This window comes from Microbacterium sp. (assembly GCF_043427715.1).
Lineage (GTDB): Bacteria > Actinomycetota > Actinomycetes > Actinomycetales > Microbacteriaceae > Microbacterium.
Genome location: NZ_JBHWTD010000118.1, coordinates 1 through 10,369, shown reverse-complemented (window position 1 = coordinate 10,369; position 10,369 = coordinate 1). Strand labels below are relative to the sequence as shown.

The following is a 10,369-nucleotide window of genomic DNA, read 5'->3' as shown; positions in this document are numbered from 1 at the left end:
AACTGACGCCCACCTGGGGCCAGGGGATGAGGGAGGGGTCCATTAGCGCCTCCTAGTCATGCCGGGGCCGGCGTCGAAGATGGGCCAACGGGAGACGCGCCAGGCCGCTCCTGCAACAGGGCTTCCATCGCGTCCTCCAGCGTCTGAGGAAGCACGCCTGCGGGTTCGACGATGATGTGGGTTCCTCCGGCCGGATGGGACACCCTTCCGAGGGTCACGTCGAACGACACCACCCCGAGCTCAGTTTGCTGCGCCGCGGACAGGCTCATGATCCGAGCTCGGTCGCCACCCTTGACCATTGGCAGGGGGGCGGGCTGATTCCCGAAGGTGCGGATCTGGTCAGCGGTGAGGGTGAGCGCCTCTGTCCACGTCGGCCCGGCGCCGCCCGCGCTGAGCAGTCGCTCCATCATGTCGACAGCCTGAGCCTTGGTCATCACTCCGCGCTGAGTGAGGTCGACGATTCCGCAGTTGATCCGCGTTCCGTCCCAAGGCGGCTGGGTGTAGGCGGTGGCGTTGCCGGTGGTGGTGCGGTACCGGCCCATGTACATGTTGTAAGCCTCGGTGGACGACGACGAGAGCACCTGGCTCTGGGTGATGATGATCCACTTCGGTGCGACGTACTGGTCCTCTATCTCGTACAGCTCGCCGTCGGCGTCGATTCCGACCCTCAGGCCGTGCTCCTCGCCGTACATCTCGAGCAGTCGGGACAGCATCAGCGGTTCCGAGAGATCGGTAGTGACGGGTTCACTGCCCCCGACGCCGCGCGAGTTCCGCGCCAGCCAGAACCACGGGGCTCCGAACGCGCCCTCCATGGCATCCGCGACAGAGGCGGTCATCTCCATGGTGGTGTCCATCGCAGGCAGCCCGTAGGCGTCGTCATACAGCCCCTTGGCGGTCACGCCCCACCCCTCGCGGTCGATGGTGTCGATGTGACCCTGGAAGACGCGCTGAGCGCCGTGGAAGCACTCCACTCGCGCGCCCTTTCGGACCCCCGCGGGCTGGGCGTCAGGCGGCAGCAGAAAGGACCACGAGGCGGTCCCGCAGCCCTCGGAGGCAGAGAAGTCCCATTCCGGCTCACTGTGGGGCGCGATCTCATGACCCCAGCGCCCGGCGACCTTCAGGGTGGCCCTCACTGGTCGGTCCCGTCGTCGGCGGCGTTGTAGGGCCAGCGTCGGTGGTGGCGGAACTCGCTTGCCGGGTGATCAACTTCCGAGGTCACGACGTAGGCGGCGACCTTGCCGGCGCGGAAGATGTGCGGCGTCGCGGCGAACACGTCGGTCCCGGACGGCGCGTAGGCGTCCGACTGGTCCGCCGCTTCCCCGGTGAGGATCAGGGCCGATTCCGAAGCGGTCGCCGTGTCGATCCACAGATTCGGCTCGTCGGTGGACACGGCCGTGAGTCCGCAGTCACGACCGGTCTGGAAGAGCCACATTCCGCGAACCCGGACGACGCCGCCGGAGTGCTTGCTGATCGAGATGACAGTCGAGCCGGCGGCGGTCACGGCCGTGGGAAGAGTCGTCGTCCCGACCGCCACCAGGGCGTCGCGGCCCTCGACGAGGTCCACCCACACCTCGCCGGAGTCGTAGGACGTGGCGACGTCACTGTCGGGTCGCGCGCTCGTGCCAGCCATCCAGCCGAATCCAGCGCGGCCGTCGAAGTACGGTCGCACCAGTAGGGCGATCTGGTAGGTCGACGTGGGCAACGAGGCGGCGGGCACCCGGCACCGAATGACCGAGGTGGCGGACTCCTCCATCTCTCTGTAGCCGCCCATGGGGGCCGTGATATCCCGCACGAACCCAGGGCCATCGGTCACCCATCGCGCCAGGTCGGGATTGTGGTCGACTCCGGCGTCCGGGGACGTGTGGGCCACGACGAGACCGAGGGGCGAGGCGCCGTCGCGGGCGGCGATGTGGAGCGAGCCGGGTGTCCGTTCAGTGCCGCCCACCTCGATGACTCGTGCGCCCTGACGGCTCTCCGGGGAGGTCGCGGCCTCGATGGAGCGGATTGACAACGTGCCCGCGCCCGTTCCGGCGTCGTTCTGGTCGGCAAGGATTCGCATGGTGGCGCTGCCGTCGAGGTCAGCTGCATAGAAGGTCAGCCGCGTGTACCCGTCCGACACACCCTCCTGGCTGACCGAGCCCTTGAAGGCGCCCGCCACGCGCAGAAACATCCGCGTGGCGGCGCCCCAAGCGACAGGGAACTTCGCCTCAATGGCAATGAACGGAGTCCCCGTTAGATCGAGTGGCGCACTGGTGCGAGTGATGTTCCACGCACGGAACCCGCCAGGGGTGGTCGACGCGGCCTCCGCGGAGAAGTGGAGTGCGCCGCCAGAGGTCGACACCGCGACGGGCGCCGCGCCGGGCGACGCGGCCCAACCGGCGGTCGACTCGCACGAGTCGATGGTGACCGTCTGCGGGGAGGGCGCGGGGAGCACGGGCGCCACGGTCTCGAACTCGGACCGAACGAACGGCAGGTGCGTCAGCGTGACGGTGTAGACGCGTTCGCATCGCAGCAGCGCCTCGTCGTCGTACTCCTGCGCGAACGACCCCGTGAGGATGGTGCGCACGGACGCTGGCGCGTGACCGTCCGGGGGTCGCTCCACCAGGTCAGTGGTGCCGCCGTACCCGTCGGGCAGCAGGCGACGAAACGCCGCCTCGCCGCGGTTCAGTGCCGTGTGGTCCTGCCCTTCGATGAGCAGCCGGAACGTCGTCTCGGCATTGTCGTGACCCTCGATGCGCGCCACGGACCCGTCCTCGGCGAACGCCCGCACCACGGACTCCACCGCCTCGGCCGACCCGAACTCCAGGCCATCGGCCGCAACCGCGAACCGGTAGCCGTCGGGGTGCCACGTCGCATCGATCCCGTCGACGTGGGTGCCACCGAGGATGAGGGCGTGCTGGGAATGGCTCATCATCGTCGAGTCGCCGCCTTCCTGCGTCCGTTCGCGGCACCACGGCCAGCGGGCTTCGACACGCCCTTGGCGATGTCGTCGTTCTTGTCCTCCCAGCGCTTTCGGCTTCGAGCCGCCTCGCGCTGCTCGCGGCGCAGAGCCTTGAGCTGCTTCTCCAGCCGCTCGACCCGCTTCTCAGCCGCCGCCTCCTGCGCGCCGTACGCCACCTGGCCGGCCTGATTCGCGACCCGGGTCTGCGCCTTCATGTACGCGTCGTAAGCCTTCTGGTACTGGCCGGCGTCGCCCGACGCGAGCAATGCGGTGATGTCGGTGTTCGACCCGGCCATCAGTGCTGTCAGCGCCTCGCCCTTGACGCCCGCCTTCTTCAACTGCTCGAGGAGCTGGCCTCGCTGGTTGATCCCGGCCGTGGCGTCTCGGAGCGCCCCAATGGGGCCCGAGCCCTTGCTCCACGCGCCGCCGTTACCGAAGAGGTCGGGTGCGAACTGAGCGGTGGCCGCCTGCCCGGCTGCCTCCATCTTGGAGCGCCAGTCCTCAAGGGAGGAGGTCGCCTTGTTGAGCTTGCCGGTGAGACGGTCGATGGCCTTCTCGAACTGCCGCGTGGGCGAGTTGCCGCGAGACATCAACTCGAGGCCGTTCGTCATGAATCGGCCGTCCCCGCCAGCGGTGCCGCCGTCTGCGAGTCGGTTGGCGTTGATGGCCTTCAGGAAGGGCCGCCACCGGTCAGCCTGCCCGTAACGGTTCGAGATGACCTCTTCGCCGTCGGCCAGCAGGTAGTGGTGGCGGTCGGCGTACGGCAGGCCAGTACGGGGCACGGTGCCGCCGTCGGCGTTGCGGGTCGCGCCGCCGTGGATCTTCCGGTCGGACGGCAGCACCGGCATGGAGACGGTGACGTTGACGTGCCGGTCGCGGGTGGCGGCGTCGAGCTCAGCGCGGATCGCCCGGGCCTGCGCGATGACGCTGTCCTGGCCCTTGATCCCGACATCGGTCATCCGCTTGGTGGGGATCTCGAAAAGCTGGCGGGCCAGCTTGCGGGCCTCTTCGCGGGTCATGCCCATCGACTCGGCGGTGTCGATGAACGCCTTGCGCGCCTGCCGTGAGCCGCCTGCCGCGTTCTTCTCCGCATCGGACAGGTCGTTCCACGCCGCCGCGATCCCAGCGAGTGCCGTGCGGTTCGCGCGGCCCTTCTCGGTGGTGATGTCGAGGGTGCGGCCGTTGTCCTTCAGTGACTGGGTCGCGTCATCGAGGGCGGCGTGGTAGTTCGTCTCCGCGTTGAACGCCCGGATCGCCTCGGACCGCTTCTCCCGCATGGCGTCGACCGATTCGCGCAGCGCATCGGCCTCGGCCTGCGTGGTGGCAGCGAGAGCAGCGGTGCGGCTCTCCAGGGTGCCGAGCGTGCCGGACAGGCCCTCGGACTCCCACTTCGCCGACGCGGCCTGCTTCTCGTACTCGGCAAGCTGGCGCTCGGCCTCCTCGATGTCGGAGGCGCCGAATGTGTCCTCGATGTCGTTCTTGATCGATCCGAGGAAGTTCCCGACTGACGAGAACGGATTGTCGCGCATCTCCTGGAGCCGCTCGACCTTCTCGGTCGCCTCGGTCATCCGGGCGTTGAGGAACTCGAAGTCGGCGGCAGTGGCGTTGACCGGCATCCGGCGCAGGGTCTCACCGAGACGGTCGAGCGCGTCGAAGGCGTCTCCGGACGCCTTGCCCATGTCCATGAGGGCGCCGACACTCGCACCGACCGCAGCGCCCCACGGCCCAGCGAGGGTGCCCATCAGCGCCAAAGAGACCGTGTTGGTCAGGCCCAGGCCGTCTGCGGCGCCAGTCGACGCGAGGGTCAGCCCGGCGATGCCCGCGGCTGCGGGGGCTGCGCCCTTGGCGACGCCCGCGAGGTTTGACTTGAGCGACTTGGTCGACGCGGCAATGCGGGCCTGCTCGCGGCTCGTGCGTGCGCCGGCCGTGGCCCACGTGGCGCCCAATGCCTCGACATCGGCGCGCACGCCAGCCAGCGACTCGCGCGCCGAAGACAAGCCCTTGGGTCCAGCGAGCCCGGACAGCATCTGCGAGCCGCCCACGCGAGCCTGCAGGCCAGCAGTGATCGACAAGACCCGGTTGTAGGCAGCGACCGCCGCCATGCCGACAAAGAAGGGCGTGCCGAGGTCGGAGTCGGCGATCGACGCGACGACCTTGGACACGGCCTCCAGCGCAGCCAGCGCCGGGCCGCCGAGGGGAGCGGTCGCCTGGACGATCTGCAGGAGCGCGTCGCCCATCGCTGAGAAGGTGTCCGCCACCTGCGGGCCGGTCTCGCGGACGTAAGCGACGAACTCGGAGAAGCCCTCCGTCTCACCGAGCGCGTCGGCCCACTCCGCGAAGTCGCGCGAGGCATTCAGCGCCCACGACGAGAAGTCGTCGCTCAGGGGGTCGAACGCCATCCACATGTCAGCGAGCCCGGCCGCGACGAAGCCGACCGAGCGGCCGAGATCCTCAAGGGTGTCGCGCGCGTCGGTGGCGAGGAAGTCGAAGAAGTCGTCCCACTCGGTCGACTGGAGCGCGCCGGCGCCCTGGGCAAGCAGTGTGCCGGTCGTCTCGTTGAGCGCCTGCACGATGCGTGCCACGTCGGGCGCGCGGTCCTCAAGGGAGTCGAGCGCCGCGGTGAGCCCGGGAAACAGCCCCTCGGCACCAGCGTCACGGATGGCCGTCAGGGTCGGACGGAGTGCAGACAGAGCCCGTACGGCCTCGCGGGCGGCCGGCGACAGCCGCTCCATCGCTGCCTCGGCCTCAGCAAGGTTGTCGGTGGTCGGCTCCAGCGCGGCCGTGTTCACGGCCTCGAGCGCGTCGCCGACGCCTTGGAACGCGGCCACCATGGACCCGCCAGCGAGCGCCGCGACGGAGAGCTGGTTCGCGAGCCCACCCACGCCGGCGCTCAACACGCCGCCGACCGGGTTGAGCGCCGGGCCGAGGGTCAGCGCCAGGTCGCGGAAGACCGCGAGGCGACCCGTGAGCTGGTTGATGGAGCGGTCGGCAGCGGAGGCCGAGCGGGGCACGCCATCGAGGTCACGACCCAGCGACGCCGACGCGCGACCGGCGACGACGGCGCGACCAGAGAGCCCGTCGAGGCTCTTGTCAAGCAGCATCACCGACGCGGCAGCCTTGGCCGCCTTCGTCGAGACTTGGTCCTCCATTGAGAGGATGACCTTTTCGTGGCGAACGCCCACAGTCTCACCGCCTTGCCGGAGAAGTAGTGACAGGCGGCGACTGAGGCCCTAGCCTGCTTGATATGGACGCGCCCGCGACGACGACTCCCGGCTGGCACCCGGACCCGCACCTCGAGAACACGATGCGGTTCTGGGACGGCGAGAACTGGACCGCGCAGACGGCGCCCGCGAGCGGGTCAGCGAAGTCCTCGGTGTCGTCGCGCAAGGGGGTGCTGATCGTGTTCGGCGGGATCATGGCCGCGCTGCTCGTCGTGCTGATGTTCAACTGGCTGACCACGCCCTCGGCCGCGGACTGCGCGTTGCAGCGGGTCGAGGTGGCCGCCGGCGACCGCGCAACCTGGGAACTGCACGACGCCTGCCGCTAGTCCTCGACGCGGCCCACGAGCCTGACGCCGACGTGCCGGCCGTCGGCCGGGTCCTGCCTGTCGGCAGGAGGCTCCTTGCCGAACTTTGCCCGCTCGCTCTCGTCAGCCTCGGCCTGAATCCGGTCCCAGCGGTCGTGCTCAGCGCACACCGGGCACTTCCGCTTCTCTATGCGGAACAGGTTGGCCTCGTCGTCGGCGATTGACTGGTGGAAGCCGCACGCACAGATGCCGGCCTCATAGTCCACCAGCTGGAGCATCAACTCGCGCTGGTGGTCATTCCACGGGGACTCCGCCTCGGTGACGATCTCCCACGCATCGGCCATTGCTACTCGCTGGCCTTCTTGGTCGTAGCCTCGCTGGACGGTGCGGGGCGTCCAGCCGTTGAGGACTCGCGGGGCGATTCCGAGGTCTCGGGCGAGCTGAAGGCGGATGACGCGGTTAGGTACACGTCCGAGATCGTCCGCGCGACGTGAAAATCCCGCCGCCCCTCGTACAGCTCCACGACCGCCTTGGCCGCTTCGCCGATGTCGCCGCCCACGAGGCGGGGAAGGAGGGCACGCTCGAACTGGCCGGGCTTGAACTCCTGCCCGTCCCACGCGTGTGCAAAGTCGGCAATCCGGGCGATCAGGGCGTCGACATTGACCAAGCCATGTGCCCAGCGGTCGTCCCGGTCGCGGCCCGTGGTCTTCTCGGGGCGCGGGGGGTGCTCGTCGACGAAGGTCATCCAGTCGCCCTGCGGGATGGCCTTGCGCAGCGTCAGGGCGCCGGTCTGCTCGCCCGCCTTCGCGGACACCTGCTCCAGTTCGGCGCGGGCCTCACGGAGGCGGGAGTCGATCGGGGCGCCACCCTTGCGGGGTCGCGCGGCGGCGGCGGAGGCGAGGGCGTCGATCTCCTCGGTCAACTCGGCCATCCTGACCACCAGTTGACCGTCGAGGCAGACCTCCACGTCGCGAGTCGGGACCTGGGCGGGGGTGGCGTCGAGTTCATCGAGCGAAGGCATGGGGTTCTCCTGTGGGCTGTGGGCTGAGGTGGGCTGGAGGGTGGACGCCGCGTCAGCCCTACGCGACGCCCACCCGGTCAGGTGGCTCAGGCGGCAGCGAGCGGGTGGTCCTCGACGACCGGGCCGCCACCGACGACCACGAGGGCCTGCGTGACGGACTTCTCGTCGAACTCGCCGTCTCCGGTCTGGCCCTTGCGGCGCACGCCGGCCTTCATCTCGTAGACGTCGGCCACGTCGCCCGCGGCGACGGACTCGGTCTCGCCCGAGATGCCGTCGAGCACGACGGCGGTGATGACCGCGCCGGGCTCGAGCGCCTCGTAGAGCTCGTTGCCGTCCGCGCCGGGGGCGCCGAGCTCCTGCGGCATATAGCTGTACTGAAGCTCCGTCGCCGGGTAGGTGACGATGCCGAGGTTCGTGGGCGCGTTGGGTCGGCAGTTCTTTCGCGGACCCTCACCCGTGTTCTGGGTCGGGGTCACGTTGAAGTTGCCGTAGATGAAGCACTGGGCAGCCAGCCCAGCGTTGACCTCGGCGACGGTCGGGATGCCGCTCGACGCAGCCGGCGGGGTGGTTAGGAACACGATCAGCTGGTTGGCCAGCGCGGTCGTGGTGGGAGGAAGCTCGACAGCCATTGGTTACTCCTTGGAGTCGGTGGTGGGGTTGGCGGCCGTCTTCTCGGCCTTCTTCTCGGCCGCCTCGGCGACCGAAACGCGGGGCTTCCGCTTGCGCCCCTTGAGCCGGGTCACCGGGCGCAGGGAGCCGTCGCGGAAGCGAGGGGACTCGTCGAGCACCTCCAGCCCGTTGGCTTCGGCGTGGGCGGCGCCCACGTTGAACTCCAGGCCGTTGGTGCGGACACGAACGAGGGACATCGGTTGCCTCCTAGAGGGCGTAGGTCCACTGGTGCAGCGCGGAATACCAGCCGTCGTCGATCTCCGGCGGCGTGCTGGTTTCGTGGTGCAGGGGGGTTGACTTCCGGCCCACCAGGGACAGCGACGTGCCGTCGATGGTGTCGGACGATCGCTTGGCGGCGACGCGGCACTCCGAGGCAGAGCGGGCGACAATGCGCAGTGCGACGCGGTAGCCGAGACGCTGCGTGCGGCCGATGCGCGTACCCTCCTGCGGGATGTAGCGCCGCTCAATGGACAACAGGCCGTACACGTCAGGCGTGGCGCCAGGGTTGGTCGTCCCTGCGGCGTTCTTCATGCCGGGGACCCGGCCGTAGTCGTAGATGGGGAGATCTGGCAGCAGGGCCTTGATCGCCGCGAACTGGGCAGCCTCGTCGCTCACATCCAGAACCACCGATCGAGAAGGCGCTTGGCCTCGCCGTACAGCGCAGGGCCAACGATGTCGGCGGACTTCGCCAAGTCGTTGTGGGGCGGCTGGTTGCGGGACCCGCCCTCGAACGACATCCCGCCCTGGGGCTTGGATGAGTCGGGTCCGTACTCGCCGGCGTGCAGGCCGCCGAGGCCATTGACCTTCATCTCGGCCGAGAACGCCTTGTGGTAGTGCCTGCCGTGGGCGCCTGCCGTTGAGCGTGCATTGCTCTTGGCGAGCGCATTGCCGACGCGAACTCCGTGGCGTACCACTCTGTGGATGTCGCTGGGCGCCTGCGTAGCGATCTGGCGTAAGTCGCGGGCGAGGTCGCCCACGCCGCCGATGACGCGGATCTGCATGACGCCTCCTCAGGGGTGAGCCGTGACCGGCACGCGGTAGGCCGTCTGCTGGTCAGCGCGGGCGGCCTCGATGACCCGCCATGCACTGCCGGCCGACTCGCCGGCGACGATCTCGATGACGTCGCCGTCCTCGAAGGTCTCGGTGCCGGCGGGGAAGTGGGCGATGCGCTGCGCCACCTGCACCTCGCCGCCGGGAGGGGTCTCGGTGCGCGACGGGGAGGCGCCGCCGCGGACGCCAGCAAGGCGCATGGGGCCGGAGTGGATGACCACCCACGACTCAGCCTCGTGGCCCTTCTCATCGGGCGGCTCAAAGCCGGCGAAGCGCTTGACGACCGCGCTGGAGCCACCGTTGACGGCACCCATGCGTGCCTCAGCCATCGCACGCCCCCGCTGGAGGCGGGCTTTGAGCCGGGTCGGCAGACCAGCGGTGTCCATCAGCAGTACTTGATCGAACCGATGTACCCGCCACCGTAGTCCCATGCCGGGGTGAGGCGGCGCTTCTCGGCGGCCGTGAAGTAGATGTCGTTGGAGACGGTGGACTCGGCCTTGCGCCAGGACTCGCGGTAGTCGTCGATCGCGACGTCCTCGGAGACGTTGCCGTCGAGGTTGTTCAGCGCCCGCAGCGCAGCAGCGCAGATGATGTCGATGACGACGTCGACGTCGAGGGTGCCAGCTTCGATCGCGGCCGGGATGTCCGGGACGCCGGGCTCATGCTGCAACGCCCGCCAAGCCACGCCGAGCCAGCGCTCCTGCACAGCGGCGGTCTTGCCACCGTCGTACCCGAGCGCTTCAAGGTCGGCGTGGCCGGCAGGGTTGTCCATCAGCTCTCCTGGGCCTCGTCGTCAGCGACCAGGGCAGCGACGAGCTTGTCCTGGCCACCGCGCTTGTCGATCCGCGACTCCTTGTCACGGTCCTCGTTGCGCTTGTCGATCTCGGCCTTGAGCGCGTCGACGTCGAGGTCGTCGTACGGGCCCTTGACGTCGGCGTCGTCACCGTTGACGTCGCCGTCGGCGGCAGCCTCGAGCTCGGCCACGCGGGCACGGAGCTGTTCGATGGTGGCGTGGGCCTCCTTGAGAGCCGCCGCGGCCTTCTCGAACTCCTCCGCGTCGACGCCCGCCGTGGGGGCGGACGAGGTGGTCTCGCCCTCCCACACGTCGGCCGTGATCGCGTCGGCGTTGAAGATGGCGGCGATCAGCGGGTTGAAGGTGGTG

At 69.3% G+C, this 10,369-nt stretch carries 13 protein-coding genes; 1 reads left to right on the top strand and 12 read right to left on the bottom strand.

All coding sequences use genetic code 11. The features are described from left to right. Window positions 1-56: 56 nt before the first annotated feature. The 3 genes from ACHFGS_RS12520 to ACHFGS_RS12510 form a co-directional block, all read right to left on the bottom strand. Entirely contained in the window at window positions 57-899 is an 843-nt protein-coding gene (locus ACHFGS_RS12520) for a hypothetical protein (protein WP_394289513.1), read from the bottom strand. 230 nt (window positions 900-1,129) lie between these two features. Then, on the bottom strand, window positions 1,130-2,914 hold the full coding sequence (locus ACHFGS_RS12515) for a hypothetical protein (RefSeq protein WP_394289512.1): 1,785 nt from the start codon (window positions 2,912-2,914) through the stop codon (window positions 1,130-1,132). Then, the gene (locus tag ACHFGS_RS12510; protein ID WP_394289511.1) at window positions 2,911-6,090 is read right to left on the bottom strand and encodes a hypothetical protein; all 3,180 of its coding nucleotides are present in this window, start codon (window positions 6,088-6,090) and stop codon (window positions 2,911-2,913) included. The genes ACHFGS_RS12515 and ACHFGS_RS12510 overlap by 4 nt, the downstream gene beginning before the upstream one ends. Before the next feature lie 95 nt (window positions 6,091-6,185). On the opposite strand from ACHFGS_RS12510, the gene ACHFGS_RS12505 reads away from it, so the two are divergent. After that, window positions 6,186-6,488 carry a DUF2510 domain-containing protein gene (locus tag ACHFGS_RS12505; RefSeq protein ID WP_394289510.1) on the top strand — a complete coding sequence of 101 codons (303 nt, stop codon included), beginning with the start codon at window positions 6,186-6,188 and terminating at the stop codon, window positions 6,486-6,488. Here the strand turns inward: ACHFGS_RS12505 and ACHFGS_RS12500 are convergent. From ACHFGS_RS12500 to ACHFGS_RS12460, 9 genes are all read right to left on the bottom strand, one after another. Further along, on the bottom strand, window positions 6,485-6,811 hold the full coding sequence (locus tag ACHFGS_RS12500) for a hypothetical protein (RefSeq protein ID WP_394289509.1): 327 nt from the start codon (window positions 6,809-6,811) through the stop codon (window positions 6,485-6,487). The two genes, ACHFGS_RS12505 and ACHFGS_RS12500, sit on opposite strands and share 4 nt — an antisense overlap. A gap of 2 nt (window positions 6,812-6,813) precedes the next feature. Beyond that, window positions 6,814-7,488: a hypothetical protein gene (locus ACHFGS_RS12495; RefSeq protein WP_394289508.1), complete on the bottom strand. Its 675-nt coding sequence runs from the start codon at window positions 7,486-7,488 to the stop codon at window positions 6,814-6,816. Window positions 7,489-7,574: 86 nt separating this feature from the next. Next, the gene (locus tag ACHFGS_RS12490) at window positions 7,575-8,117 is read right to left on the bottom strand and encodes a hypothetical protein (RefSeq protein WP_394289507.1); all 543 of its coding nucleotides are present in this window, start codon (window positions 8,115-8,117) and stop codon (window positions 7,575-7,577) included. Between the two features lie 3 nt (window positions 8,118-8,120). After that, window positions 8,121-8,354 (bottom strand): hypothetical protein, encoded by a 234-nt coding sequence (locus ACHFGS_RS12485; RefSeq protein ID WP_394289506.1) that lies wholly within the window; start codon window positions 8,352-8,354, stop codon window positions 8,121-8,123. A gap of 10 nt (window positions 8,355-8,364) precedes the next feature. Next, window positions 8,365-8,772 carry a hypothetical protein gene (locus ACHFGS_RS12480; protein WP_394289505.1) on the bottom strand — a complete coding sequence of 136 codons (408 nt, stop codon included), beginning with the start codon at window positions 8,770-8,772 and terminating at the stop codon, window positions 8,365-8,367. Next, window positions 8,769-9,158, bottom strand: coding sequence for a hypothetical protein (locus ACHFGS_RS12475; RefSeq protein ID WP_394289504.1), 390 nt, complete (start codon window positions 9,156-9,158; stop codon window positions 8,769-8,771). Before ACHFGS_RS12475 ends, ACHFGS_RS12480 begins: the two co-directional genes overlap by 4 nt. 9 nt (window positions 9,159-9,167) lie before the next feature. Beyond that, window positions 9,168-9,593, bottom strand: a complete 426-nt coding sequence (locus ACHFGS_RS12470; protein ID WP_394289503.1) for a DUF6093 family protein — start codon at window positions 9,591-9,593, stop codon at window positions 9,168-9,170. After that, window positions 9,593-9,979 (bottom strand): hypothetical protein, encoded by a 387-nt coding sequence (locus ACHFGS_RS12465; protein ID WP_394289502.1) that lies wholly within the window; start codon window positions 9,977-9,979, stop codon window positions 9,593-9,595. The genes ACHFGS_RS12470 and ACHFGS_RS12465 overlap by 1 nt, the downstream gene beginning before the upstream one ends. Continuing rightward, window positions 9,979-10,369 (bottom strand): hypothetical protein (locus ACHFGS_RS12460; RefSeq protein ID WP_394289501.1); only part of this gene is annotated, 391 nt, incomplete at its 5' end. The genes ACHFGS_RS12465 and ACHFGS_RS12460, both read right to left, overlap by 1 nt.